This is a genomic window from Planococcus chinensis (assembly GCF_042681545.1).
Lineage (GTDB): Bacteria > Bacillota > Bacilli > Bacillales_A > Planococcaceae > Planococcus > Planococcus chinensis.
On sequence record NZ_JBHUFW010000004.1, the window covers coordinates 966,299 to 991,205 of the forward strand.

Sequence of the window (24,907 nt, forward strand, 5' to 3'; positions counted from 1 at the left end):
TCAGCAGGGGGAACATTCATGAAAATCAAAACGATCGAACCGACACCAAGCCCGAATACAATGAAAGTCATCATCGACCAGGAATTGCCTTTCGGCAAGAGCCATAATTACTCAAAAGCAAACTTGGAAGGGGCTCCGCAGGAAATCCGGAAAATCATGGACATCGAAGGCGTGAAAGGCGTTTACCATGTAGCTGATTTTTTGGCGGTGGAACGCCTTTCGAAAGTGGACTGGGAAGGGATTCTGGCAGAAGTCCGTCGCGTCTTCGGCGAAGGCGACGGAGCAGCCGGGGCAGAAATGGAGATGGATGAGCATTTTGGTGAAGTCTATGTCCATGTCCAGCAATTCAAAGGAATACCGCTGCAAGTAAAAGTATTCGACAGCTCCACTGAACAACGCTTCGGCATGCCGGAGCGCTTCACAGCTGCCATGGCCAAAGCCTTGGATCCGGCGGAAGAGAATTACCTGCTTCAACGCAAATGGGCGGATTATGGCGTCCGTTACGGCGATAAAGAGGAAATTGGCCAGCATGTCGTCGAAGAATTGAATGCAGCATATCCGGATGAACGGCTGCAGCAGCTTGTGTCCCCGTCTGAGGAACAGGTACAGGGAGCAGTGGTGCGCGGACGAAAAGTGGCCATCGAGGAATTCAATGTGCCCGATTGGCAGACCCGCTTCCAATTGCTCGAACAGATGGGCGAAGGGAGTCTGGACGACCTGCCGCTGCTTGCACAAGCGATAGAAGATGAAAAAATGTCGATTCGGCGCCAAGCTGTCATTTATTTAGGCGACATCAAAGACAAGACAGTCGTGCCATACATCGCCCGAGCGATGAAAGATAAGAGCTGGGCTGTGCGGAGAACCGCAGGGGACGCCATCAGCGATCTCGGATTCGAGGAATTTGAGCCTGTCATGATGGAAGCTCTTGAAGACAAAAACAAGCTCGTCCGTTGGCGGGCAGCTATGTTCTTGTTTGAAACCGGCACCGAAGCGGCATTGCCGGCGTTGAAACGGGCAGAAAATGATCCGGAGTTTGAAGTGAAGCTGCAAGTGAAGATGGCGATCGCCCGGATCGAACAAGGCGAAGAAGCGCAAGGGTCGGTCTGGAAGCAGATGACCGAAGCGCGCCAATCGATGAAAGAAGAATAAACAGGCAACCGGCGGACGATCCGCCGGTTTTTCTTTTGGAAAAAGGTTTCCGCAAGGGGCGAAAAAGGTAAACTGCTGTAAGTTGATTTAAATAGGAGAGGTGACAGGGATGGCAAAAGACAGGGATATATCCATGGAAGAAGATATTTATTCGATTGAATTGCTCCATCAGGGTAAATACGAATCATGGGATTTTAAAGATGAAGCAGAACGCGATGCATTTTTCAGCAAAGTCAAAGATCATTTTTCCGGCCATGAACTCCGGGAAAAAGAAGAGGATGTGGACGATTTGCGCATCGTTCAGCTATCAGCAACGAGCCTACAGATCAAAAGCGGAATCGCCGATCAAAAGGTGCCTTATGAATGGTACGACCAGGATTCGTTCGAAGACATGCTGGGCTTCATCAACAAGCATTACGACCATTGAGAACGCCATTTCAGGCGTTTTTTATTGATACATCTATGTCACGAAGAATAAAAAAAAGCCCCTGAAGCCTCAGGAGCTAGTAGACATCGAATTGGCTGTAAGCGCTTGGTAAATGGCAGCTGCAGCTTTTTCGATGCAAGTGTATTGTTCAATTTTCTGTTCTTCCGGAAATGTGACCTCCAGAATTTTAGTGTTTTTGAGGCATCTTGCGGTGATGCTGGCCCCGTCCTCTCTGCTGAAAGTCTGGGTGATGTTGACGGTGTTGTAGTAATGGACGGTCTTGAGCATTTCTTTAATGCTGTCTAACGTCATTTGACATTCTCCTTTCCGGAAATGGAAAGTGACTAAGAAAAGTCTGAAGAATCCATACTTCTTGTTGCTTTCAAGATACCACATAATTATCAAAAAAACTGCGCTTTTGCGAAAATATAATATAAATGTAACACTAATTTTAGAATATTCTAATTTCATTTTTACAAATGCTGATCTACCCCTGAAAAAGTGGAAGAGCGTGAATCTCTTTAGCAAGTGCGATAGAATGAAAAGGAAGAAATATTAAAAAGGGGGATGAACAAATGAATGCATATGATGAATACATGAAGGGCATCGTGGTGCCGATGCGCCAGGAGTTGACCTCGCACGGCTTTAAGGAGTTGCTGACAGCAGAAGATGTGAACAGCCATATGGCAGAAGCGCAAGGCACCAGCCTCGTCGTCATCAACAGCGTCTGCGGATGTGCTGCAGGCCTTGCACGGCCGGCCGTTATTGAAGCGTTAAAAGAATCTGCAGCCAAGCCGGACCATCTGGTGACGGTATTTGCCGGGCAGGACAAGGAAGCGACTGCCCAGATGCGCAGCTTTTTTGAAGAAGTTCCGCCTTCTTCTCCTTCAATTGCACTCTTGAAAGACGGAGAGCTGGCATATTTCATTCCGCGCGAACAAATCGAAGACCATGACGTGGAAGAAATCACGAATCATCTGGCAGATGTGCTGGGCCAGGTAGCCGCAAAATGAAAACGATTGTGACTACGGCATACCGGCCCAATGGAAAGACCGATGAGCTGGCTGCCAAAGCTGCTGCAGATCTATTGTTGCCTTTCGTCAGCAGGCGAAAGCGTTCAATCGGCAAAATCCATCTTGAAGAAGGCGCGGATGTCCTGGTTGCAGCAAAAGAACGGCTCGAGTTTTACCCTCAGGGCAAAACCGAGCCATTCTTTTTTCATCCGAACTCCTCCGCTTTCCGTACCAAGCGACCGATTGTCCAGGACCCGCTGATCGAAGTCTCGGGTCTGGCGCCCGGTGATACGTTTATCGACTGCACGCTCGGGATGGCGTCGGATGCTATCGTGGCTTCGATGCATACCGGCGCGGCTGGCCGTGTAATCGGCTGTGAAAGCCATGCAGTGCTTGCTTATGTGGTGGCAGAAGGGCTGAAGGAATATTCCGCCATGCCCCATTTGACGGAATCCATGCGGCGCATCGAAGTGATTCCCGGAAAAGCCGTGGATATCTTGCGCAACATGCCCGGAAAATCGGCGGACGTCGTCTATATGGATCCGATGTTTACAGAAACGATTCAAGAAGCTACGAATTTCTCTCCATTACGGCCGGCAGCTGACGCAGGCCAACTGGATTGGACGTGGGTCGAGGAGGCGAAGCGCGTAGCCAAAAAAAGCGTCGTCTTGAAAGCCCATTTCCGGTCCGAGGATTTCGAGCGCTTTGGATTTTCCCGCCGCGTCCGTCCGAATACAAAATTCCACTATGGTGTGATCGATTGCACAATCGAATAAACGCAAAAAAACTTCCTGCCGGCAGCAGGAAGTTTTTTTGAAATAATTAGTCGGTAAAACTTAATGAAGTCAAATAACCGATCAAGAATAATAGGCCAATTCCGATAAGCAACGATGCATCCATGTAAAAGTTCCTCCTTTTTCGAAAAAACAGAGCTAAATGATTAGCTTTATTGTACAATGAATTTCAAGAAGATGAAACCTTTACCCATGAAAATCGTATAATTAATAGAACGCAGAAAAGAAAGATTTGCGAAAATGTTCGAAATTGAAGGTGATGACGATGAAAAATTGGTGGCAAAAATCCATAATTATCGCAGTAGCTGTTCTGACATTAGGCGCCATTCCGCCGAGCCATATGCTTTGGGAATCGCTTCTAGATGAAAAAGCATCCAGCAATTCGCATGCGGAAGACGACCAGCATAAACAGTTTATCTATGATTGGCAAGACCCGAGCGAATATTATTATGAATCTATCACGATTTTGGATACCGTACATAAAATGGCTGAAGAGCAAGCTTACCTGAAATTCGGCTCCCGGATCGGCCCGGTGATCCGCGATGAATTCCAGACGGCCGTGCTGCCTAATATGCAGCGCGCGATCGATTTGTACCTGGCAAGCCTCGACAGCGGCAAAATCGCCAAGTTGGCGATATCGGAAAAACCTTCCGGCGACCATTCCGAAAAGATTTTCCATATCTACGACATGGAAACAAACGAGGATGCCATCCGGTTTCACGTGAGAACCGAGAAAAAGCCGCAGGAAGGCTATTTCTTCAATTTCCATTACCACGTCGCTGATGATGATTTTCAGCAGCACATCGCGCTTGGCGACATTTACTGGTCCAAAAACACACCGCCGAAATGGCTTTCGTGACTCCCTAGCTTTTAGGGAGTTTTTTTTGTGTGTTTTTGTTATGATTAATATAACAATGGAGGCGAACACAGATGAAACAATATTTGGATTTATGCGAGCATATTCTACATAACGGCACAAAAAAAGAAGACCGTACAGGAACTGGGACATTAAGCGTATTCGGCTATCAGATGCGCTATGACCTTAACGAAGGCTTTCCGTTGATGACTACGAAAAAGACGGCATTCCGCCTGATTGTATCGGAATTGCTCTGGTTCATAAAAGGGGACACCAACGTCAAGGCGCTGCTTGCGGAAAATAACCATATCTGGGATGAATGGGCCTTTGCACAATGGGTCAATAGCGACGAATACCAAGGCCCCGACATGGCCGATTTTGGACGCCGGTCGCAAAAAGATGAAGAATTTGCAGCGGCATACAAAGAGCAATTGGGCATTTTCCAGGACAAAATCCTGAATGAACCGGAATTTGCCGAAAAGTACGGCGATCTCGGCCCAGTGTACGGCAAACAATGGCGGTCATGGGCGAAAACGGACGGCGGCACCATTGACCAGTTAAAGGATGTCATTGAATCGATTAAAACGAATCCCGATTCCCGGCGCCATCTGGTGACTGCCTGGAACCCGGAATTTATCGGGGACATGGCCTTGCCGCCTTGCCATATCATGTTCCAGTTTTATGTGGCTGACGGAAAGTTATCGTGCCAATTGTACCAGCGGAGTGCTGACGTATTCCTTGGCGTGCCGTTCAACATCGCTTCGTATGCCTTGCTTACGCATCTCATCGCCCGGGAATGCGGGCTGCAAGTGGGCGATTTTGTCCATACGACCGGCGACACCCATCTTTATTCGAACCATATCGAACAAGTGAAAGAACAATTGACAAGGGAGCCGAAGGAGCTGCCGACTGTGAAAATCAATGAAGATGTCGCATCCATTTTTGATATGGAACTGTCCGATATCACCATTGAAGGCTATGACCCGCACCCGCGCATCAAAGCGCCGGTGGCTGTATAAGGAGGAAAAGGAATGATCTCATTAATGGTGGCGCACGACCCGGACCGCGTGATCGGCAAAAACAATCAGCTGCCTTGGCATATCCCGGAGGATCTCGCTTATTTTAAAAAGCATACCGTCGGCAAAGGAATGGTCATGGGGCGCAATACGTATGAATCCATCGGACGTCCGTTGCCGAAACGGCGGAACATCGTTGTGACGCGCAACGATTCCTATGTTGCAGAAGGGGTAGACGTCGTCCATACCTTGGAAGAGGCCATCCGCCTGGCAGAAGAAGTGCATGAAGAAGTGATGGTGATCGGAGGGGAACAGATTTTCCGTTCGATCTTGCCGCAGGCGGACCGCTTGTATATCACCCTTATCGACAAGCGGTACGACGGCGATACATTTTTCCCGGAATACGGGGCTGAATGGGAGCTGGTTTCCGAATCGGAGAAGCATGTTTCCAACGGCATTCCGTTTTCCTACCTGGTCTTTGAGCGAAAAGGGAGCGAATAGGAAAATGTTGACTTCAATGCGGACATTTTCATACCTGTTCGGCTACCTGCCTATCGCCGCCATGAATCTGAAGAAGTTCAAAGCCCGCAAAGACGGGATGGACAAAGCTGAGTATGACAAACTGATTCATAGTGAGCCCCAAAAGTGGGCGGGAGGCATCATGAAACGGACCAGGAGCCATGTCGAAGTGAGCGGGCTCCAATGGCTTCCGGAAGGGCCGGCACTGCTTGTCAGCAACCACGAAGGGAATTTTGATATTCCGGTGCTGCTGTCAGCGATTCCGAAACCCTTCGGATTCATTTCCAAAAAAGAAGTAAAGAAATTCCCGGTTATCCCTGTCTATATGGAAGAGATGAATTGCGTCTTCCTGGACCGGAGCGATCGGCGAAGTGCCTATAAATCCATTCAGGATACGGTGGCGAAGCTGAAGGATGGCCATTCGATCCTGATTTTTCCCGAAGGCACGAGGAGCAAAGGTGAAGGGCTTCAGGAATTCAAAAGCGGATTTATGCGGATTGCCCGCGATGCGGGGGTTCCGATTGTTCCGATTGCGATAAACGGTACCGCGGAAATTATGGAAAAGAACAATAGCCAAGTGAGGCCCGGCAGTATCCGGGTTCAAGTATTAGAGCCTTTCGGGGTTCAGGAGCTGGCAGACACGGATGCAAAAGCGGCAGTAGCCAACGTGCGAAGCCGGATCCAAGCTGCACTGAATGAAAAGGCGGATTAGCAGATCGATGAAGATCTGTTTTTTTGCCTTTAAAATTCGGGTTTTAGACGTTCGGGTAGTAGGGAATAAAGGGAAAAGGGAGTGATTGCATGTCGAAAATCCATATCGTTACCGATTCCACATCGGATTTGCGGCCGGATGTCATTGAAAAATACAATCTTCATGTCGTGCCGCTAAACATTCAAATCGGAGGGGAGAGCTACCTTGACCGGGTGGACCTCCAACCGCAGGAGTTTTTGGAATTGATGAAAAAAACGCCCGAACTGCCGAAAAGCTCACAGCCGCCACCGGGCATTTTCAAAGAATTGTATGACCGACTTGGGGAAGATGGCGGACAGGTGTTGTCCATCCACATGACAGGCGGAATGAGCGGGACGGTAGAGTCTGCCCGTACGGCAGCGCAGCTGACCGATACGGATGTGACGGTTATCGATTCACGCTACATCTCCTATGCGCTGTCTTTCCAGGTGATTGAAGCGGCTGAAATGGCACAGCAGGGGAAATCGGTGGAGGAAATCGTCGAGCGTGTCAATAAAGTCCGCGAAAACACGAAATTATTCGTAGTCGTCGATACATTGGACAATCTGGTGAAGGGCGGCCGGATCGGCAAAGGCAGGGCGATGATCGGCTCGTTCCTGAAGATCAAGCCGATTGCATCTCTTGACGGCGGGGAATACACGCCGGTTTCGAAAGCCAGGAGCTATAAGCAAGTCGTGTCCTACTTGATGGACGACTTTTTGGCACGGACTGCAGGCAAGACGGTAAAAGGTGTCGGGATTGTCCATGCGGACGGCCAGGCCATGGCGGAGCCGCTTCGCGAAAAGATCCAGGAAAGCGGTTTCCAGGATATTAAATATGATTACACCACGCCGGTCATTTCAACCCATACAGGCATCGGAGCCATCGGTTTCATGTTCTATGCGGAATAGGGTGCGGCGCATGTTGTTTAAAAGGGGAGATGGATCGTGAAACGCATCCTGTTTGCCGCTTTATTGCTTGCCGTTGTTCTGGCCGGATGCAGCCCATCTTTCATTTTTGGCAATGAAGAAGCAGCGCCAAGGGTGCCGCCGGCAGTGGCCGATTATAATGTCCCGCCGAACTTTGTGCCGGATGCTCTCGTAGTCACCGCAATAGGAGATTCGTTGTCTCAGGGAGTCGGAGATGTAGAAAATGAGGGCGGCTATGTCGGCCGTGTTTCCTCGGCCATCAGCGAATGGCCTGGAGTCCAGGGAACCATGATTGTGAATACCGCGAAAAGGGGACGCAGAAGCGACCAATTGCTTGCGCTGTTCCAAAAAGGTGAACTTGCCGGCCCATTAGCCCAAGCGGACTATGTCATGATGACGATTGGCGGCAACGATATTATGAAAATCGTCAAACGGGATCTGTTCGAGCTGAACCTCGACGCGTTCATGGATGAGCTGGTCTTGTATGAAAGCCGCTACCAGAACATTTACGCGGCGATCCGTTCGATCAATCCGACAGTGCCGATCATCGCGCTCGGCATCTACAACCCTTTTTCACTAGTGACGGATGAAGTCGAGGAGTTTGACGAGATTATTGACTCTTATAACGGTACAATGGAAGTAATTACGGAAAACGATCCGATGGCTTGTTTCGTGCCGGTAAGCGATTTGTTCACCGGGAACGATAACCTGGTCTATCATACCGATTTCTTCCATCCCAACAGCAAAGGCTATCAATTGATGAGCGAGCGGGTGCTTGAACGGATGGAAGAATGCGGCTTCAGTTTCCCGGAGTAAGGAAGTGACGATGTATGAACAAGTGGCGGGCGGCTTTTTTGATATCTCTCGCATTAAATATAATTGCCATACTGGCCTTTTTCCTGGTTATCACCATTCCGGCGCAAGGGCATAACCTCGATAAGTCGTCGGCGATGAAGATTACGGAGGCGGACGGGAACTCGCTTGTCGTCAACGTGACAAAAGAGGATTTCGAAGGCATCGCGAACACGTATATCCAAAAAGAAATGGACCGGTCGCCGGTGCCGCTGGCGCTGGCGGTCAACGGGGATGTCAGCTTATCTTCAGAACTTGAAGTATTCGGTGTGAAGCTGCCGATCCTGCTGCGGTTTGACCCGTTTGTCCAGGAAGACGGCAATCTTTTGTTAAAGCAGAAATCAGTGGAAGTCGGTATGCTCGATATCCCGCCGGAATCGGCATTGAAGATGCTGCGGGATTCGGTGGAGCTGCCTGATTTCATGGAGGTTCTGCCAAAAGAAGAGCATGTGCTGCTGAAATTGACGGAAATCCCGTTTGAGGAAGGCATTTCTATCCAAGCGACCTCGTTCGATCTGAAAGAGGACGATATCCGGCTAAGAGTGACAATTCGACAATAAAGGGGAGCGATTGGATGACGACAGAAAAAGCGACATTTGCAGGCGGCTGTTTTTGGTGCATGGTCAAGCCATTTGATTCGTATGACGGCATTGAAAGCGTGGTAAGCGGGTATACAGGGGGCCATGTGCCGAATCCGACGTACGAACAAGTCTGCTCTGAAACTACAGGCCATTATGAAGCGGTGCAGATCACTTTCCAGCCTGAGGTGTTCCCGTATGAAAAGCTGCTGGATGTATTCTGGTCGCAGATCGACCCGACAGATGCCGGCGGCCAGTTTTTCGACCGCGGGCAATCCTATCAGACGGCGATTTTCTATCATACCGAAGAACAGCGGCTCGCTGCGGAAAAGTCGAAAAAGGAACTTGGGGAATCAGGGAAATTCGATAAGCCGATTGCTACCAAGATATTGGAAGCCAAGCCGTTTTATTTGGCAGAAGATTACCATCAGGACTATTATAAGAAAAACCCGGCTCACTATAACCGCTATTCAGTCGGTTCCGGCAGAGCGGGATTCATTGAAAAAAATTGGGGTGGATGATCATGAAAGAGGATTTGAAAGCAAAATTGACACCGATGCAGTACCATGTGACACAGGAAAACGGTACGGAACCGCCGTTTCAGGGCGAATATGACCAGCATTTCGAAGATGGCATTTATGTAGATATCGTCTCTGGAAAACCGCTGTTCAGCTCAAAAGACAAGTTTGATGCACATTGCGGATGGCCAAGTTTTTCCAAACCGCTCGAAGACAGCGAAATCAAAGAAAGCTTTGATACCAGCCACGGAATGAGACGCACAGAAGTGCGCAGCGCCACAGCTGATTCCCACCTGGGGCATCTATTCCCCGATGGGCCATCATCGCTCGGCGGGCTCCGCTATTGCATCAATTCGGCATCGCTCCGTTTTGTGCCGAAAGACCAGTTGGACGCGGAAGGGCTTTCCCAATACAAGCAACTATTTGAATGACAAAAGGCCCGGGCTGCGCTCCGGGCCTTTTGCTTCCCGTAAGGAGGATGGAAAATGGATCGTTCGTTTTACCAATTTGCATTGCAGTACAGAGGGAAACTGGTCCCGGACGACTTTTCGCGCTTTGCAGAAGCTATGTTTCTGGACCACAGCTTCCCGAAAACAACCCGGGATTTCGAGAAGCTCTCGCGCTATATTGAAGAGAAAGCGCATCCCCACATCACAGCCTCCACATTCGATGCCATGTGGGACGAATATGTGCAGCTTTAAGGGTATGCGTTGCACATGCAAGAAAAAAACAGTATGATTAGAACGACTAAAATAAAGTGAGGTTTTCAAATGAGCGTTCATATTAATGCTAAAAAAGGCGATATCGCTGAAACAATCCTGCTTCCGGGCGACCCGTTGCGCGCGAAGTACATTGCAGAGACTTTCCTGGAAGATGCAGTCCTGTATAACGATGTCCGGAACATGTTCGGCTATACCGGTACATACAAAGGCAAGCGCATTTCTGTACAGGGAACTGGAATGGGAGCCCCATCGATTTCAATTTACATCACGGAATTGATGAACGAATATGACGTGAAAAAACTGATCCGTGTAGGTACTTGCGGTTCAATTCACAAAGATGTCAAAGTTCGTGATGTCATCCTGGCCCAAAGCGCTTCTACAGACTCGAAAATGAATGAAATCATTTTCGGCGGCATCGACTATGCGCCGACTGCCGATTTCGATTTGCTTTTGAAATCCTACAACGCGGGCGTTGAAAAAGGCTTGAACTTGCGTGTGGGCAATGTCTTTACGGAAGATGTCTTCTATAACGACTATGCAGAGCACGAAAAATGGGCGCAATACGGCATTCTAGCTCTAGAAATGGAGTCCGCTGCGCTTTACACATTGGCTGCAAAATATGGCCGCCAGGCATTGTCGATCCTGACAGTCAGCGACCACTTGCTGACAGGCGAAGTGACGACATCGGAAGAGCGCCAAACGACGTTCAACGACATGATCGTCGTAGCCCTTGAAGCTGCCATCCAAGAATAAAAGACCAAAAGACTGTTGCTGCAGTCTTTTTCTTTTAAATCTAGACAAAATCTTGTTAAAATCAAGACAGCATGAACGGCATAAACGAAAGTGGTGAAAGTAATGGATGAAAAACACCCAGGCGAAGGCCACGAACCGGCACCGCCTGTTGAAGAAAAGCCCGCCCATTTTATCCGGATGAAGACATTCTATTTTATTATGCTTGTGTTCACCCTGATCTTATTTACTGCCGGGCTGACTGTTTTCGCGCTGACGTTCGGCGATGAAAAAGCAGTGGAAGTAAGTTCTCCGGAGCGGAGGGAATTTGAAAAACTTTACGCAGCGTATGATCAGCTGCAGCAGGAATACTATGAAGACGTTGACAACGAACAGCTGGTCAACGGTGCCATCAACGGCATGATCGAATCTTTGGATGATCCGTACTCCGACTATATGAACCAAGAGGAAGCTTCTCAATTCCTTGAGGGGATCTCATCCAGTTTCCAAGGCATCGGAGCGGAGATCCAGGAGCGCAACGGCTATATCAATATCGTAACGCCGATCAAAAATTCACCTGCTGAAAAAGCCGGCCTGAAGCCCGGCGATACGATCACGGAAGTCGACGGCGAAAGCATCCAAGGCTTCAGCGCTTCTGAAGCTGTCATGTTGATCCGCGGCGAAAAAGGGACGGAAGTGACATTGACCGTCCAGCGCGGGGAAATGGCGGATCCGATCAAAGTGACGATTGTCCGGGATGAAATTCCGATTGAAACGGTATATGCTGAAATGATCGGCGATAATGTGGCCCATATCCAAGTCACAAGCTTCTCGGAAAATACGTACGAGGAATTGCTTGGAGCCATTTCCGACATGGAAGAACAGGGCATGGAGGCAATGGTCATGGATGTCCGCCAGAATCCGGGCGGTCTATTGACCACGGCCCTTGATATCTCCAGCTTGTTCATCGATGAAGGCGAAGAGTTGTTCGAAGTGCAATCAAAAGGCGAAGAACCCGAAATCTACATGTCTTCTCCTGGCACAAAAGTAAAAGTGCCTGTCACGTTATTGATTGACGGCGGGAGTGCTTCCGCTTCCGAAATCCTGGCAGGGGCTATGAATGAGTCCGGAGACGTCAAACTTGTCGGTGAAAAAACTTTCGGCAAAGGGACTGTCCAGACAGCGAATGATATGGAAGACGGCTCGAACCTGAAATTCACGACAGCCAAATGGCTAACGCCGGACGGCAATTGGATCCACGAAAAAGGCATCGAACCGGATGTCAAAGTGGCATATCCGGAATATGCATCTTTGCCGGTGCTAGATACCTCAGTGGAATTGAAAGACGGTTCTACTTCGGAGCAAGTCAAGACAGCTGAACAAATGCTTGATGCTCTCGGATACGAAGTCGGCAAAGTGGACGGCGTATTCGAAGAAACGATGACTGAAGCAGTGGAGAAGTTCCAGGAAGACAAAAAACTGGAACCGACCGGCACTGTCAAAGAAGAAACGGCATTTGCCATCATGGATGCTCTTCGCGTGAAAATTGAAGAAGATGATCCACAGCTTCTCGAAGCGAAGAAAATCGTCATGGAAGAAGCCGGCATTGCAGCTGAGCCTGCAAAAGAAGAGGCTGCAGAAACTAAAGAATAACAGGAGGAGCCCGCGGAAGCGGGCTTTTTCTTTCGAATGGAGAAAAGGAGGGGTTTGTATGATTGATGTATATTTGTTCAGCGGATTTTTGGGAAGCGGCAAAACCACGCTTCTGAAGCATATGATCCAGCAAGCAAAAGAGGCCGGCTTGAAACCAGCCGTTTTCATGAATGAACTGGGCGAGATGAATTTCGATTCGGAAGAAGTCGAAGACGGCGTCCCTTTGAAAGAGCTGCTCGACGGCTGCATCTGCTGTACCGGTTCGGAAAAATCCGAAGCTCAGATCCAGACGCTGCTGGCAGAAGAAGAATTTGATGTTTTGATGATCGAAACCACAGGAGCCGCCCATCCGGTTGAAGCACTGGATGCCATCTTTTCGCCGCTTTTCGCCGACCGCCTCCATTTCAAGGGCATCGTCACGGTAGCAGACAGCAAACGCTGGCTCGGCCGCAGCCAGCTGTCGCCCCAGGTCCGTTCGCTTTACCTGGAACAGATCCGGCATGCCGACCTGATCCTTGCCAATAAGATGGATTTGCTGACGGAGTCCGAACAAGGGACAGTCTCCTATGAAATCCAGTCCTTTAATCCTTCCGCACAGATTATCCAGACGGTCAAAGCGAAAGTGCCATTTGCCGCATTGCAGAAAATGGCCGCCAAAGAAAAAGGGGAAATTGAAAAAGCCCCGGTTTCCAAATTGAATCTGAACGCTGTCGTCCTTCGGTTCAGTGAACCCGTCAAACGGGAACGGTTCGAGGATTGGCTGCGGGAACTTCCGGAGAGCGTCTATCGCATCAAAGGCTACGTGCCGCTCGAAGGCGACAAATATCCGCATGCTTTCCAATATGCGTACGGCATGGCACAATGGCTGCCCGAATACATGAAGCTCGAGCCGCAGATCGTAGTCATCGGAGAGAATCTTCAAGGGGTGGAATTGCCATGATTGAAGCTTACCGGAAACTATGGCCGAACCGATCCGGGGCCGGAAAGATCAGCAGCCAGGAAGAACTGGAGAAAAAGATCCAGATCGAATTGGATGATGAACTGACGCATCCGCGGGTCCGGAAACCAAAAGCGGAGAAGCTGAAGCTCGCCCTCCGGCGTATCCGCGAGTCGGAGCTGCCGGAAGAGGACAAGGCAAGCTTATCAGCCCTTTACAAAAAAATTGCGGAACGCTGAAAAATGGAAGCCAGAATTGAAAAAGGAAAGTCCGAGGCAGAAGCCCGGACTTTCCTTTTTATGTTGTCGGAGGTATTCTCCATAATTCATTGCATTGCCATCTTCTTTTGGATTGCCAGCAGCCGGATCGACAGTGTAGCTGCTCCTGCAGTGAGTCCGGCAATCAGGCCGATCCAATAGCCGAACGCTTCAAAACCGGTGAACGAAGCAAGCAGGTAGCCGACCGGCAGGCCGATGACCCAATAGGAAATCAATGCCATGACGAATGTGATATTTACGTCCTTATAGCCGCGCAGAGCGCCTTGTACCGGGGCCTGTATGGCATCCGACAGCTGGAACAAGGCAGCGAAGACCAGAAACTGGACGGCAAGCGCAATGACCTGTGGATCAGACGTGTAGAGCCGCGCGATGGGTTCTCTCATAAAGAACAGAATGCAGGCAGATACAAAGCTGAAGCCGACGGCGGCCGCCACGCTGAGCCAGCTGTATTGCCGGGCGTCGCCGAAGCGGCGTGCGCCGACTTCGAATCCGACAAGTATCGTTGCACCCATCGAGATGCTGAGCGGCAACATATACAAGAGCGAAGTGAAGTTGATCGCAATTTGATGCGCCGCTATTGTAATGGTTCCATATGTACTCATCATCAGTGTGACAGCGGAGAAAATGCTCGTTTCGGCAAACAGCGAAATGCCGATTGGAATGCCGATCAGACAAATCTCCTTGAACCGGGCAAAAGAGACGCGTGCCCAGTTTTTGAATATCCCGAACTCCTTGAAGGGCTGCAGTGAATGGATGATCCATGCCGCGATGAACAAGACAATCCAATAGGTGATGGCAGAAGCGTAGCCTGCCCCAGCTCCACCGAGTTCAGGGAAGCCCCAGTTTCCGAAAATCAGCAAGTAATTGAAAAAGACGTTGATCGGTGCGGACAAGAGCGAGATGATCATGGAAATCCGCGTCGAACCCAGTGCGTCGATATACGAGCGAAGTGCGTTATAGACGAACAAAGGCACGGCTCCAAGACTTAGGGCAAAGATGTATTCTTTGGCGACACCTGCGACTGCCGGTTCCAGATCCATGATGCCAATCAAGGAATCGATGGCAGTCAGGAAAAAGAAGAAAACAAGGAGTCCGAGGAAGATGGCCAGGTAAATCCCTTGCTGCACGGCGTCTTTTACTTCATTTTTTCTTTTGGCACCCATCAATTGTGCTACAATTGGAGTAATGGACATCAAGATTCCGGCCAGCCCGATATATACCGGGAACCAGAATGATGAGCCGATCGAGACACCGGCCAGATCTTCGGTGCCATACCGCGAAGTCATATAAATATCAAAGAATGTGACCAGGTACATCGCGATCTGCGTTACGAGAATCGGAGAAGTGATTTTCAGAAGCATCTTGAATTTCTCTGGTCTGGTTTTTGTTTCGAACATATTCAATTCCTCCATTAATGCCATGCAATGTAAACAAATATAACCAATTATAGCATAGAAGAAGGCGCATAGAACGCCGCGCCGGAAAGAAGCTGGCGTAATATCCATAGAAGAGAGTAGGATTTAAGTGATGAAAAAACGTACGATTTTATTGACAGGCGGGGGAACTGCCGGACATGTCTCCTTGAACCAGGCTTTGATTCCGGAATTATTGAAAATGGATTTTAATGTCGAATATATCGGATCCAAAGATGGAATTGAAAGCGAACTGATTCCCGATTCGTTCCCGGAAGTGCCGTACCATCCGATTTCAAGCGGCAAATTGCGCCGTTATTTTTCAGTTAAAAATTTTACGGATCCATTCCGTGTGGGAGTCGGCCTGTTGCAGGCGATGCAAGTCATCCGAAAGACAAAACCGGCTGCGATTTTCTCGAAAGGCGGATTCGTGTCGGTTCCGGTCGCGATGGCCGGGAAGCTCCTATCCATTCCGGTCATTATCCATGAGTCGGATGTCACGCCCGGCCTTGCCAACCGGATCGCTATGCCGTTTGCCAACCATATTTTCACTGTCTTTACGGAAACGCTCAAGCATGTGCCGAAAGAAAAGTCGACTTGTACCGGTTCGGTAATCCGCAGTGAACTGATGGACGGTTCAGCGGCAAAGGGGCGGGAAATCTGCCATTTCGAAAACGACCTGCCGGTATTGATGGTTATGGGTGGGAGCCAGGGATCGGCTATGATCAATGATGCGATCCGGACCAATCTATCGGAACTCCAGAAACAATATAACGTTATCCACCTTTGCGGCAAAGGCAATATCGACGAGTCACTTGTCGATTTGCCGAATTATTGCCAATTCGAATACGTCACACATGAACTTTCCCATTTGCTGCATATGACCGATTTTGTGGTGTCACGGGCCGGTTCCAATTCAATCTTCGAATTCCTGGCGTTGAAAAAGCCGATGCTGCTTATTCCGCTTTCCCGTCAGAAAAGCCGAGGCGACCAGTTGCTGAATGCCCGGCTGTTCCTGCAGCAAGGATTTGCGCATGTTGTGGAGGAAGAAGAGTTGACGCCGGAGCGCTTCCTTGCGGAAATGCAGAAATTGCACATGGATGAAGACCTGCTTATCGAAAATATGACGCGTGCAGAGCCGCCGAAAACCGCTTATGAAATGGCGAAATTAGTGGCGGCGCATACTAAGAAAAATTAGAGGTGAAGGGCAATGGAACTGGAATTATTAAAAGTCCACGGATCGATGAACACGTTTTACCTGCTTGAAGCAGAAGAACATGAAAGCCACAGCCGGCTTGCGGTTGAGCTTTGCAGGCAGGATGGATCAGCCGATGGCCTGCTGCTGGTTGCTCCTTCCCAGAGGGCTGCAGCCAAGATGCGGGTCTTTAACCGGGACGGCTCCGAAGCTTCGATGTGCGGCAACGGGCTTCGCTGTGTCGCCCGATACGTCTGTGAACGGGACGGCATTGAAGAAGCGGTAATTGAAACGATGAAAGCGGATCTTCACGTAAAAAAGGAACCGGTTCTGGAAGATGGCATCGAAATGTATGCGGTCGAGATATCCCCGGTTTCATTCCGTCTGGAAGACTTGCCGATGGCCTATGGAAACCATAGTGAATGGATCTTAAAGCCCTTGCCGTTCATATCAGCGGAAATCCCTTTTACAGCGGTAGCAGTTCCAAATCCGCACCTCATCGGCATCGTGCCGGCTGTCATGCAAAAGGACAGCAGCCACCAAAAAGAGTGGGCAGAACTTTTTAATGGACCAAACGAGTATTTCGCAGATGGTGTCAATGTCAGTTATGCCAGCAAAGCAGGAGAGGGCATATTCGTCAGAACGTTCGAACGCGGCGTCGGATTTACGAACGCCTGCGGCACTGCGATGACTGCGTCAGCATTAGTGAGCTGCCTCGCGGGCATCGTGCCTTACGGCGAAGTGGCGGTCTACAATCCGGGCGGCATGGTCAAATGTTCGGTCCTGCAAAAGGGCGGAAGCTTCGAGCTCCGTTTGACCGGCAATGCGACGTATGTGTCCAGGCACCGCTTCCTCTGGGAAGAAGGTACAGGGGAAGGCCGATTGGCCGCTTCCGATGAACTCGGCGAGCAGGCGCTCTATGAAAAATTCATCGAACAGGTTTCAGCAATCACCCATCAATTCGTTTAAATAGAAAAGAGAGATGTGTATGTTAGGGCCATTTACGAAGATGCAATTGGATATGCTGTACGGCAAGTCTGACAGTTTAGTCTATTACATGAGGCGTGACGGGGAGACCTATATTTATGAATACATCAACCCGGCGTGCATCGCTGTATTCGGGAAGGACCTGACCGGCGAAACGCTCGATGCCATCATGCCGCCCCATCTGGCAACGGACATCAAAGAACAGTACTGCATTGCCCTGGACACCGATGCGCCGCATGTTTACCGAGACTACAATCTGTTCAGCGAAAATAACGAGACCAATGAAACCCTTTTGACGCCGATCCGCAGCGGAGAGGAAATATTCATGCTCGCGATTTCAAAAAATGTGGCCAAACAGAAGAAAGTGGAAGAGGAATACTTGTTCTACCAGTCACTAGTCCAGAACTCGGTCGATCCGATGCTGATGATCACTTCCGATCTGGTGATCTTTGATATGAACCTCACCTATTCGAACAGCTTCGGTGCCGCCAAAGAAGAATGGGTCGGCAAGCATTACGGTTCACTCCCGTATGTCGATTCGCGGACTTTCCGCCAGGTCAAAGAGGAACTCGACAGTTTCAAATCCGGCAATGCTGCCAAATCGATGGTTATCAAGCGGAACAAGAGGGATGGCACAGCAGCGACGTTTTCCGTGAACTACTCTCCGATCAAAGAACAGGGAGAAGTGCGGGCGTTCCACATCGTGCTGCGCGAATTGACCAATGAAGTGCAGTTGAAACGGGAGCTTGAAAAAACCGAGCACATCCTTGAAAGCTATAAAGATGCGCTGAATTACGCTGCCCTCGTAGCCATCTGGGATCCGGCCGGGACCATCCAGTTTGTCAACGACAATTTCAAAGGGACGACCGGCTATGAACGGCAAGACCTGTTGGGTGAACATATTTCGAAGATTGGCAAAGCGGTCATCTCGGGAGAACAGTACAATGCTATCAGACAGACGGTGTCATCCGGACAGATTTGGCGTGGTGAATTAAAAAGCTTGAAAAAAACCGGGGAATTTTTCTGGATTGACACGACAATCATCCCATTGTCTGAAAGAGGCGTCGGTGCGGAACAAATGCTTGCGATCATGTTCGACATCACCGACCGCAAGAAACTGGAGGAGAAGCTCCACTTCATGGCCTACCATGACAGCCTCACGAAACTTCCGAACCGCCTGTCGATCGTCAAGAAATTTTTCGAAATGAAAAAAGAGGCGGATGCAAAAGGGCAGCAAATGGCTGTTATCTACATGGACGGAGACAATTTTAAGCAGGTGAACGACCAATATGGCCACGACGTCGGAGATGAATTCATCTACCGGTTCGCGCAATCCATCCAGGACAGCATCCGCAAACAGGACATTGTTGCCCGGGTCGGCGGCGATGAGTTCATCATCGCCTTGGCCGGGCTTGACCCTGCCGGAGCAGAGGAACAGATCGGCCACATCGTCCAGCGCATCCGGAACGGTCTGGCGGCAGGCTGGGAAATCGGCGGTGTCCATTTTGCGCCGACGGCTACAATGGGCGCTTCGACATATCCGAAGCAAGGGCAGACCTTGGATGAGTTGGTAACAAAGGCCGACCAAGCACTTTATCTGGCCAAACGCAGCGGCAAGAATTCCCTGCTTTTTTATTCAGACGACCTTATAGAAAACGTGTAACGGCGCATTTTCAGGAACGTTTTGGCAATGAAAGCGCTTTAATGCAATCCGAACGAATCTTTTCGCTCAAAAGCATTGTTTTTTTTACTGGAAGTAGTAAGATTGATATGGAAATTTGTTCTCCAAACCTTGAGCCCCTTCCGCTTTATGTCTAGTGGGAGGCGTGATAAAATATGGAAGATACACATATAACAAAAGTGACTGCCGTAAGGCAATAAGTTGGAGGTTATTAAATGTCTACCAATTATTCAGAAGAAAAATCACCTTGGAGTTCGATTACAGGGCCGAACCTTGGCTATGTGATGGAAATGTACGAACTGTTCCAAGAATCGCCGGAATTGCTGGATCCGGAATTTGCTGAGCTTTTCAGACAATACGGTCCGCCGGTCGATGCAATGCAGCAGCCGTCAGCAGCTGCTGGACCCTCGGCAGCACCAGCTGTGGACTCGAATAAATTCGGAAAAGTCCTCGCAGCCATCCAATTGGCGGAAGCGATCCGTGCCCATGGGCATCTTGCTTCAGATATCTACCCGCTGAACGACCGTCCGAAGGACACGTCGCGCTTGGAGCCGTCGGCATACGGATTGACAGACCAGGATTTGAAGGAAGTGCCGGTATCGCTGCTTCTATCCGATGCTCCGAAAGGCATCACCAACGGCCTTGAAGCGATTTCTTATCTGAAATCCCTTTATACCGATAAAGTCGCTTTTGAATTCTCGCACATCGTGCAGCCCCAGGAACGGAATTGGCTGCAGGCCAAAATCGAAGCGGGTGAAGTAAAGCCTTCATTAGCTGCTGATGAGAAAAAGGAAATCTTGAACCTTCTGACACACGTGGAAGGGTTCGAAAAGTTTGTCCACCGTACGTTCGTGGGGCAAAAACGCTTCTCCATTGAAGGCGTGGATTCCCTTGTGGTCCTCATCGATGAATTGGTGCGGCAGTCCGAAACAAAAGGTACAGAAAAAATCATGATCGGGATGGCTCATCGCGGTCGTTTAAATGTGCTTACGCATATTCTGCGCAAGCCGTATGAAATGATGTTTGCCGGATTCGCCCATGTCGGCGACGAAGCCTTCCTGCCGGAAGACGGTTCGGTAAAAATCACTAAAGGCTGGTTCGGCGATGTGAAATACCATATGGGTGCAGCTTACACTTCGCCTAAAGGGACGAACATCAAATTGGCCTACAACCCTTCGCATTTGGAAATTGTCAGCCCGGTCGTTGCCGGCCAGACCCGTGCAGCGCAGGAATTGACAGCCAAAGCAGGCATTCCTGAAATCGATGCAAAGAAAGCGTATGCCATCCTTGTGCACGGCGATGCTGCTTTCCCGGGACAGGGGGTCGTTACGGAAACCTTGAACTTCAGCCGGATCCGCGGCTACCAGACCGGCGGATCGATCCACATCATTGCCAACAACTTGATCGGCTTTACGACTGAACAATATGACTCGAGATCCACACATTATTCTTCTGATCCGGCCAAAGGATTTGAAGTGCCTGTGATCCACGTCAACGCCGACCACCCGGAAGAAGTGGTGGCTGTTGCCCGCCTGGCATTCGAATACCGCGAGAAGTTCGGCAAGGACATTCTCATTGACCTGATCGGCTACCGCCGCTATGGCCATAACGAGATGGACGAGCCGCTCGTCACGAATCCGATGATGTACCACGGAGTCCATAACCACGGAACAGTGCGTGAACTCTACGGCAAGCAATTGGCTTCTGAGAACGTCTTGACGGAAGAAGAAGTGAAAGCGCTCGATGCAGCTACCCAAAAAGAAATGCAAGCTGCATATGACCGGGTAAAAGAAAACAAAACAGACGATGACCTGAAACTTGAGATTCCGGAAGCGGTTTTGAACGGCTTCCCGGAAATCCAGACAGGCGTCGGCCGCGACGCGCTGGTTAAAATGAACGAAGAACTTCTTTCATGGCCATCCGGTTTCTCTGCATTCGGCAAATTGGCGCGTATTCTAAAGCGCCGTGAGGATCCGTTCAACGGCAAAGGCAAAATCGACTGGGCGCATGCCGAAACATTGGCATTCGGAGCCATCCTGCAGGAAGGTACGCCAGTCCGCCTGACTGGCCAGGATGCACAGCGCGGAACATTCGCGCATCGCCACCTGGTGCTCCACGATGAAAAGACCGGCGAACAGCTGGTGCCTCTTCACCATATCTCAGGAGCGAACGCTTCATTTGTTGTCTACAACAGCCCGCTCAGCGAATCATCTGTACTTGGGTTCGAATACGGCTACAACGTTGAAAACGACAAAGCGCTTGTTCTTTGGGAAGCACAGTACGGCGATTTCGCCAATATGGCCCAAATGATGTTCGACCAGTTCATTTCTGCCAGCCGTTCGAAATGGGGACAGAAATCCGGACTCGTCATGCTTTTGCCGCACGGCTACGAAGGGCAAGGGCCGGAGCACTCCAGCGCCCGCCTGGAACGCTACCTGCAAATGGCAGGCGAAAACAACTGGACCGTCGCCAACCTTTCAAGCGCGGCCAACTATTTCCATATTCTCCGCCGCCAAGCGAAAATGCTTGGGGAGGAAGCTATTCGTCCGCTGATCATTGTAACGCCGAAATCGCTCCTTCGCCATCCGCTTGTCGGAGCCGAAGTGGATGATTTGGCTGAAGGCCAGTTCCAGACTGTCATCGAGCAGCCGGGAATGGGCACGAAAGACAAGAAAGTGGAACGCATCCTTTTCGCCAGCGGCAAAATGGCTATTGATCTGGCTGAGCGGGTAAAAGACGGCAAAGGCTTCGATTGGGCGCACATTGTCCGCGTCGAGCAATTGTATCCGTTCCCTGCTGAAAAAATCCAGGCGATCGTAGACCGCTATCCGAATGCAAAAGAATTGGCTTGGGTACAGGAAGAACCGCAAAACATGGGTTCTTGGACTTTTGCAGAACCGTATCTGCGTGAAATTGCAGCCGGCAAAGATGTGGCTTATTATGGCCGCGTCAAGCGCTCGAGCCCTGCAGAAGGCGACGGAGAAGCGCATAAAGTGGAACAGGCGCGCATTTTGGATGAGGCGCTTACCAATAAAAAATGAAAACATGACGACAGCCAGGCTTTCAGGCTTGGCTTGAGATAGACCAATCAGGAAGAAGCGGGGCTGTGGAAATCTCTTCAGTGATGAGTTTCCACAGCGCACGCGCCTGATATTCTAAGGAGGAATTTTTTGTGGCAGAGATCAAAGTACCGGAATTAGCAGAATCGATTACTGAAGGAACGATTGCCCAGTGGCTCAAACAGCCAGGCGACACAGTAGAAAAGGGAGAATTCATCGTTGAACTGGAAACAGACAAGGTCAACGTTGAAGTAATTTCCGAAGAAGCCGGCGTTGTGCAGGAACTATTGGCGCAAGAAGGCGACACAGTGGAAGTCGGCCAAGTGATTGCCATCGTTGGCGAAGGGTCAGGCGAAGCGGCAGCACCGGCTCCGAAAGCGGAAGAAGCAGCACCGGCTGCAGAACCTGCGAAAACAGAAGCTCCTGCAACAATGGAAGCCGTTGAAGAAGCACCGGCTGCTGAAGAGCAGTCTGCTACTGACCGCACCATCGCCAGCCCGGCTGCACGCAAATTGGCGCGCGAAAAAGGCATCGACTTGGCAGCTATCTCGCCAGTAGACCCAATGGGCCGTGTACGCGTCCAGGACGTTGAAGCACATGCGTCTAAGCCGGCTGCAAGCGCACCGCAAGCAGCTGCACCTTCAGCACCTAAAGCAGCGGCAGCGCCGTCTTCAGACGAAGAAAGCGGCCGCATTGTGCGTGAGAAAATGTCACGCCGCCGCCAGACAATCGCGAAGCGTCTGCTTGAAGTGAAACAATCGACTGCCATGTTGACGACATTCAACGAAATCGACATGACGAACGTAATGGCACTTAGAAGCCGCAAAAAAGACAAGTTCCAGGAAGACCATAACGGAACGCGCCTTGGTTTCATGTCATTCTTCACAAAAGCTGTTACAGCTGCCTTGAAAAAATATCCATACGTCAATGCTGAACTTGACGGCACTGACGTCTTGCTGAAGCAATTCTTTGATGTAGGGATTGCCGTATCGACTGAGGAAGGCCTTGTTGTTCCGATCGTCCGCGATACAGACAAAAAGAACTTTGCAGAAATCGAAGCGAGCATCGCTGACCTTGCGAAAAAAGCACGCGACAAAAAGCTTTCGATTGCCGACATGACAGGCGGTTCATTCACCATCACTAACGGCGGTGTATTCGGTTCATTGATGTCGACGCCGATCTTGAACGGTACGCAAGTCGGGATCCTTGGCATGCACACAATCCAGAAACGTCCGGTAGCAATCGGCGATTCAATCGAAATCCGTCCGATGATGTACGTGGCTCTTTCTTACGACCACCGCGTAATCGACGGCAGCGATTCTGTTGGATTCCTGAAAATGGTCAAAGACTTGATCGAAAACCCAGAAGACCTTTTGCTTGAAAGCTAATCCATATTTATCAAAAAAACAGCCCTGCTCAGCAGGGCTGTTTTTTTGATAAATCGTTTCGCGATTTGTGAATTATTAAAGAGAAGATGATATGCCGCTTTGGCGCTTTGGGCGTGGCTCCCGCAATGAGCCGAGAAGACCACTCGTCTCATTGCTTCGCCCAGCCCTTGGGCGCGCCGGCGCTAGTTTCAATCATCAAAAGCTGGTAACTTTACCCGTTTTAGTAGTGCTGTCTGAGATATGAAGCAAAACAGCGGAGACGCCCGCGGGGCAGGGTAGCGACGAGACAGCCGAGACCCCGCAAGCCGCAGCGCGGCTGAGGAGGCTTGGCGCTCGCCCGCAGGCAAGCGCAGCGGTTTTGCGGAATACCGGGAATAAAAAATTCCTGCTTCACCGTATACAGAAACGAAGAATGACCGATAAGCTCAATTTTCGGCTTCTTTAAAAGGGGAATTCGTTCAACTATTGTTCCAAAGGTTTCCAGCGTTGCAGGCGGTGGCCATTTTTGTCATGATAGAAGAAAGACAAGAAGGCGGTCGACGGCGATGGATTTATCCTTTTTCATGGATCTGGTAAAGGAATACGGCTATGTCAGCATGTTCATCTTCAACTGGCTGCTGCTTTTCGGCATGCCGATTCCGAACGAAGTGGCGGCCGCCTTTTCAGGGGTCCTGACAGAAATCAGCTATTTCAAGCCGGTCTACGCTTTCTTGTCCGCTTACCTAGGCTTGATCAGCAGCAATACATTCGCTTATTTCATCGGCCGTGTACTTGGCGAGCGGCTGCTGCACCGTCTGGAGAAGACCCGGCTGAAAGGGGCGATCGACCGGTTTTCCCTGTTCTTGGAGAAGCACGGGAAATGGGCGATTGCATTCAGTTTTTTCTTTCCGGGGGTCCGCTGGGCGATGCCCTATGTCGTGGGAGCGAACCGCTACCCGTTTATGCAATACGCCCTGTTCGCTTATTCCGCCGGATTTGTCTGGATGTTCATCTATTTCAATATCGGCCGGATGTTTCCATATGCCTATGAGACAATTCTCAGCCACCTTCAAGGCTTCCTGCTAACGCTGTCAGCTGCCATCGTATTGTTGGTGGCCGGCCGCATCTTTTATAAAACGAAGCATCAAAAGCGCTAGGCGGGTTTGAAATTTACGCTTGTTTTCCTTATACTAAAAGGTATAGACATATTTGAAAAGGATGAGGACTGTGATTCACAACGAATGGCTCACGAAAGAAACAATCCGGACGGTAACATGCAAGCATACCGAAGCGGCGAAATTCCTGGTGTCGAACGTGCTGACGGCCGGAAAAACCTACGAAGTGAAAAATGAAACCGAAGAATTCATCTTTGTCGTGGATAACACTGGCAAAGTCGGCGGATTCTATAAGACTTATTTCGAATAAGGCCCGTATGTGCGGCCGCAACAACAGGGATACAAAAGAAAGGACCGATGCGCATTCATCGGTTTTTTATTTTTCCATGGA

27 protein-coding genes are annotated in these 24,907 nt (G+C 50.0%); 25 read left to right on the forward strand and 2 right to left on the reverse strand.

Going from position 1 to position 24,907, the window contains the following annotated elements; translation table 11 throughout:
- Window positions 1–18 precede the first annotated feature (18 nt).
- Together ACFSDB_RS07110 and ACFSDB_RS07115 are read left to right on the forward strand one after the other, a co-directional pair.
- On the forward strand, window positions 19–1,149 hold the full coding sequence (locus ACFSDB_RS07110; protein WP_204892273.1) for a conserved virulence factor C family protein: 1,131 nt from the start codon (window positions 19–21) through the stop codon (window positions 1,147–1,149).
- A gap of 109 nt (window positions 1,150–1,258) precedes the next feature.
- Window positions 1,259–1,576, forward strand: a complete 318-nt coding sequence (locus ACFSDB_RS07115) for a hypothetical protein (protein WP_377339530.1) — start codon at window positions 1,259–1,261, stop codon at window positions 1,574–1,576.
- A gap of 69 nt (window positions 1,577–1,645) precedes the next feature.
- On the opposite strand, the gene ACFSDB_RS07120 is transcribed toward ACFSDB_RS07115, so the two are convergent.
- Window positions 1,646–1,888: a hypothetical protein gene (locus ACFSDB_RS07120; protein WP_204892272.1), complete on the reverse strand. Its 243-nt coding sequence runs from the start codon at window positions 1,886–1,888 to the stop codon at window positions 1,646–1,648.
- 263 nt (window positions 1,889–2,151) lie between these two features.
- Between ACFSDB_RS07120 and ACFSDB_RS07125 the strand changes: the two genes are divergently transcribed.
- The 16 genes from ACFSDB_RS07125 to ACFSDB_RS07200 all read left to right on the forward strand — a co-directional run bounded on the left by ACFSDB_RS07125 (window position 2,152) and on the right by ACFSDB_RS07200 (window position 13,661).
- A complete protein-coding gene (locus ACFSDB_RS07125; protein WP_204892271.1) occupies window positions 2,152–2,589 on the forward strand; it encodes a BrxA/BrxB family bacilliredoxin in 438 nt (145 codons plus the stop codon).
- Window positions 2,586–3,365, forward strand: a complete 780-nt coding sequence (locus tag ACFSDB_RS07130) for a class I SAM-dependent methyltransferase (RefSeq protein ID WP_204892270.1) — start codon at window positions 2,586–2,588, stop codon at window positions 3,363–3,365. Before ACFSDB_RS07125 ends, ACFSDB_RS07130 begins: the two co-directional genes overlap by 4 nt.
- A gap of 283 nt (window positions 3,366–3,648) precedes the next feature.
- A complete protein-coding gene (locus tag ACFSDB_RS07135; protein WP_204892269.1) occupies window positions 3,649–4,242 on the forward strand; it encodes a YpjP family protein in 594 nt (197 codons plus the stop codon).
- A gap of 71 nt (window positions 4,243–4,313) precedes the next feature.
- Window positions 4,314–5,258, forward strand: a complete 945-nt coding sequence (locus ACFSDB_RS07140; protein ID WP_204892268.1) for a thymidylate synthase — start codon at window positions 4,314–4,316, stop codon at window positions 5,256–5,258.
- Between the two features lie 12 nt (window positions 5,259–5,270).
- On the forward strand, window positions 5,271–5,756 hold the full coding sequence (locus tag ACFSDB_RS07145) for a dihydrofolate reductase (protein ID WP_204892267.1): 486 nt from the start codon (window positions 5,271–5,273) through the stop codon (window positions 5,754–5,756).
- A gap of 4 nt (window positions 5,757–5,760) precedes the next feature.
- On the forward strand, window positions 5,761–6,486 hold the full coding sequence (locus ACFSDB_RS07150) for a lysophospholipid acyltransferase family protein (RefSeq protein WP_204892266.1): 726 nt from the start codon (window positions 5,761–5,763) through the stop codon (window positions 6,484–6,486).
- Window positions 6,487–6,575: 89 nt separating this feature from the next.
- Entirely contained in the window at window positions 6,576–7,415 is an 840-nt protein-coding gene (locus ACFSDB_RS07155) for a DegV family protein (protein ID WP_204892265.1), read from the forward strand.
- Between the two features lie 36 nt (window positions 7,416–7,451).
- The gene (locus tag ACFSDB_RS07160) at window positions 7,452–8,249 is read left to right on the forward strand and encodes a GDSL-type esterase/lipase family protein (RefSeq protein ID WP_204892264.1); all 798 of its coding nucleotides are present in this window, start codon (window positions 7,452–7,454) and stop codon (window positions 8,247–8,249) included.
- Window positions 8,250–8,263: 14 nt separating this feature from the next.
- Window positions 8,264–8,845 carry a YpmS family protein gene (locus ACFSDB_RS07165; RefSeq protein WP_204892263.1) on the forward strand — a complete coding sequence of 194 codons (582 nt, stop codon included), beginning with the start codon at window positions 8,264–8,266 and terminating at the stop codon, window positions 8,843–8,845.
- A gap of 14 nt (window positions 8,846–8,859) precedes the next feature.
- A complete protein-coding gene (gene msrA, locus ACFSDB_RS07170) occupies window positions 8,860–9,384 on the forward strand; it encodes a peptide-methionine (S)-S-oxide reductase MsrA (RefSeq protein ID WP_204892262.1) in 525 nt (174 codons plus the stop codon).
- A 2-nt stretch (window positions 9,385–9,386) separates the two neighbouring features.
- On the forward strand, window positions 9,387–9,812 hold the full coding sequence (gene msrB, locus ACFSDB_RS07175; RefSeq protein ID WP_204892261.1) for a peptide-methionine (R)-S-oxide reductase MsrB: 426 nt from the start codon (window positions 9,387–9,389) through the stop codon (window positions 9,810–9,812).
- A 54-nt stretch (window positions 9,813–9,866) separates the two neighbouring features.
- Window positions 9,867–10,082, forward strand: coding sequence for a YozE family protein (locus ACFSDB_RS07180; RefSeq protein ID WP_204892260.1), 216 nt, complete (start codon window positions 9,867–9,869; stop codon window positions 10,080–10,082).
- 69 nt (window positions 10,083–10,151) lie between these two features.
- Window positions 10,152–10,856 carry a purine-nucleoside phosphorylase gene (deoD, locus tag ACFSDB_RS07185; RefSeq protein WP_204892259.1) on the forward strand — a complete coding sequence of 235 codons (705 nt, stop codon included), beginning with the start codon at window positions 10,152–10,154 and terminating at the stop codon, window positions 10,854–10,856.
- 102 nt (window positions 10,857–10,958) lie between these two features.
- Window positions 10,959–12,485 carry a lmo1851 family serine protease gene (locus ACFSDB_RS07190; RefSeq protein WP_204892258.1) on the forward strand — a complete coding sequence of 509 codons (1,527 nt, stop codon included), beginning with the start codon at window positions 10,959–10,961 and terminating at the stop codon, window positions 12,483–12,485.
- Between the two features lie 58 nt (window positions 12,486–12,543).
- Complete coding sequence (locus tag ACFSDB_RS07195) at window positions 12,544–13,425, forward strand: CobW family GTP-binding protein (protein WP_204892257.1); 882 nt, start codon at window positions 12,544–12,546, stop codon at window positions 13,423–13,425.
- Complete coding sequence (locus ACFSDB_RS07200) at window positions 13,422–13,661, forward strand: hypothetical protein (RefSeq protein ID WP_204892256.1); 240 nt, start codon at window positions 13,422–13,424, stop codon at window positions 13,659–13,661. Before ACFSDB_RS07195 ends, ACFSDB_RS07200 begins: the two co-directional genes overlap by 4 nt.
- An 86-nt stretch (window positions 13,662–13,747) precedes the next feature.
- Here the strand turns inward: ACFSDB_RS07200 and ACFSDB_RS07205 are convergent, their stop codons facing one another.
- Window positions 13,748–15,097 carry an MATE family efflux transporter gene (locus ACFSDB_RS07205; RefSeq protein WP_204892255.1) on the reverse strand — a complete coding sequence of 450 codons (1,350 nt, stop codon included), beginning with the start codon at window positions 15,095–15,097 and terminating at the stop codon, window positions 13,748–13,750.
- A gap of 130 nt (window positions 15,098–15,227) precedes the next feature.
- Between ACFSDB_RS07205 and ACFSDB_RS07210 the strand changes: the two genes are divergently transcribed.
- The 7 genes from ACFSDB_RS07210 (at window position 15,228) to ACFSDB_RS07240 (ending at window position 24,826) form a co-directional block, all read left to right on the forward strand.
- Window positions 15,228–16,310: an undecaprenyldiphospho-muramoylpentapeptide beta-N-acetylglucosaminyltransferase gene (locus ACFSDB_RS07210; protein ID WP_204892254.1), complete on the forward strand. Its 1,083-nt coding sequence runs from the start codon at window positions 15,228–15,230 to the stop codon at window positions 16,308–16,310.
- Between the two features lie 12 nt (window positions 16,311–16,322).
- Window positions 16,323–17,276, forward strand: coding sequence for a diaminopimelate epimerase (dapF, locus tag ACFSDB_RS07215; protein WP_204892253.1), 954 nt, complete (start codon window positions 16,323–16,325; stop codon window positions 17,274–17,276).
- Between the two features lie 19 nt (window positions 17,277–17,295).
- Window positions 17,296–18,957 carry a sensor domain-containing diguanylate cyclase gene (locus ACFSDB_RS07220; RefSeq protein ID WP_204892252.1) on the forward strand — a complete coding sequence of 554 codons (1,662 nt, stop codon included), beginning with the start codon at window positions 17,296–17,298 and terminating at the stop codon, window positions 18,955–18,957.
- 233 nt (window positions 18,958–19,190) lie between these two features.
- A complete protein-coding gene (locus ACFSDB_RS07225; protein WP_204892251.1) occupies window positions 19,191–22,016 on the forward strand; it encodes a 2-oxoglutarate dehydrogenase E1 component in 2,826 nt (941 codons plus the stop codon).
- Window positions 22,017–22,147: 131 nt separating this feature from the next.
- Complete coding sequence (gene odhB / locus ACFSDB_RS07230) at window positions 22,148–23,422, forward strand: 2-oxoglutarate dehydrogenase complex dihydrolipoyllysine-residue succinyltransferase (RefSeq protein WP_204892250.1); 1,275 nt, start codon at window positions 22,148–22,150, stop codon at window positions 23,420–23,422.
- A 545-nt stretch (window positions 23,423–23,967) separates the two neighbouring features.
- Window positions 23,968–24,558 (forward strand): DedA family protein, encoded by a 591-nt coding sequence (locus tag ACFSDB_RS07235; RefSeq protein ID WP_204892249.1) that lies wholly within the window; start codon window positions 23,968–23,970, stop codon window positions 24,556–24,558.
- A 70-nt stretch (window positions 24,559–24,628) separates the two neighbouring features.
- Window positions 24,629–24,826, forward strand: coding sequence for a DUF6501 family protein (locus ACFSDB_RS07240; RefSeq protein WP_204892248.1), 198 nt, complete (start codon window positions 24,629–24,631; stop codon window positions 24,824–24,826).
- Window positions 24,827–24,907: the final 81 nt, after the last annotated feature.

What these genes read in the sequence shown, in the direction of transcription:
- ACFSDB_RS07205 (WP_204892255.1), bottom strand. Translation starts at nt 15,097, where the DNA reads ATGTTCGAAACAAAAACCAGACCAGAGAAATTCAAGATGCTTCTGAAA.
- msrB (WP_204892261.1), top strand. Translation starts at nt 9,387, where the DNA reads ATGAAAGAGGATTTGAAAGCAAAATTGACACCGATGCAGTACCATGTG.
- deoD (WP_204892259.1), top strand. Translation starts at nt 10,152, where the DNA reads ATGAGCGTTCATATTAATGCTAAAAAAGGCGATATCGCTGAAACAATC.
- ACFSDB_RS07115 (WP_377339530.1), top strand. Translation starts at nt 1,259, where the DNA reads ATGGCAAAAGACAGGGATATATCCATGGAAGAAGATATTTATTCGATT.
- ACFSDB_RS07140 (WP_204892268.1), top strand. Translation starts at nt 4,314, where the DNA reads ATGAAACAATATTTGGATTTATGCGAGCATATTCTACATAACGGCACA.
- ACFSDB_RS07145 (WP_204892267.1), top strand. Translation starts at nt 5,271, where the DNA reads ATGATCTCATTAATGGTGGCGCACGACCCGGACCGCGTGATCGGCAAA.
- ACFSDB_RS07135 (WP_204892269.1), top strand. Translation starts at nt 3,649, where the DNA reads ATGAAAAATTGGTGGCAAAAATCCATAATTATCGCAGTAGCTGTTCTG.
- ACFSDB_RS07225 (WP_204892251.1), top strand. Translation starts at nt 19,191, where the DNA reads ATGTCTACCAATTATTCAGAAGAAAAATCACCTTGGAGTTCGATTACA.
- ACFSDB_RS07110 (WP_204892273.1), top strand. Translation starts at nt 19, where the DNA reads ATGAAAATCAAAACGATCGAACCGACACCAAGCCCGAATACAATGAAA.
- dapF (WP_204892253.1), top strand. Translation starts at nt 16,323, where the DNA reads ATGGAACTGGAATTATTAAAAGTCCACGGATCGATGAACACGTTTTAC.
- ACFSDB_RS07180 (WP_204892260.1), top strand. Translation starts at nt 9,867, where the DNA reads ATGGATCGTTCGTTTTACCAATTTGCATTGCAGTACAGAGGGAAACTG.
- ACFSDB_RS07125 (WP_204892271.1), top strand. Translation starts at nt 2,152, where the DNA reads ATGAATGCATATGATGAATACATGAAGGGCATCGTGGTGCCGATGCGC.
- ACFSDB_RS07235 (WP_204892249.1), top strand. Translation starts at nt 23,968, where the DNA reads ATGGATTTATCCTTTTTCATGGATCTGGTAAAGGAATACGGCTATGTC.
- ACFSDB_RS07210 (WP_204892254.1), top strand. Translation starts at nt 15,228, where the DNA reads ATGAAAAAACGTACGATTTTATTGACAGGCGGGGGAACTGCCGGACAT.
- ACFSDB_RS07165 (WP_204892263.1), top strand. Translation starts at nt 8,264, where the DNA reads ATGAACAAGTGGCGGGCGGCTTTTTTGATATCTCTCGCATTAAATATA.
- ACFSDB_RS07195 (WP_204892257.1), top strand. Translation starts at nt 12,544, where the DNA reads ATGATTGATGTATATTTGTTCAGCGGATTTTTGGGAAGCGGCAAAACC.
- ACFSDB_RS07200 (WP_204892256.1), top strand. Translation starts at nt 13,422, where the DNA reads ATGATTGAAGCTTACCGGAAACTATGGCCGAACCGATCCGGGGCCGGA.
- ACFSDB_RS07120 (WP_204892272.1), bottom strand. Translation starts at nt 1,888, where the DNA reads ATGACGTTAGACAGCATTAAAGAAATGCTCAAGACCGTCCATTACTAC.
- ACFSDB_RS07190 (WP_204892258.1), top strand. Translation starts at nt 10,959, where the DNA reads ATGGATGAAAAACACCCAGGCGAAGGCCACGAACCGGCACCGCCTGTT.
- ACFSDB_RS07220 (WP_204892252.1), top strand. Translation starts at nt 17,296, where the DNA reads ATGTTAGGGCCATTTACGAAGATGCAATTGGATATGCTGTACGGCAAG.
- ACFSDB_RS07155 (WP_204892265.1), top strand. Translation starts at nt 6,576, where the DNA reads ATGTCGAAAATCCATATCGTTACCGATTCCACATCGGATTTGCGGCCG.
- ACFSDB_RS07150 (WP_204892266.1), top strand. Translation starts at nt 5,761, where the DNA reads ATGTTGACTTCAATGCGGACATTTTCATACCTGTTCGGCTACCTGCCT.
- msrA (WP_204892262.1), top strand. Translation starts at nt 8,860, where the DNA reads ATGACGACAGAAAAAGCGACATTTGCAGGCGGCTGTTTTTGGTGCATG.
- ACFSDB_RS07130 (WP_204892270.1), top strand. Translation starts at nt 2,586, where the DNA reads ATGAAAACGATTGTGACTACGGCATACCGGCCCAATGGAAAGACCGAT.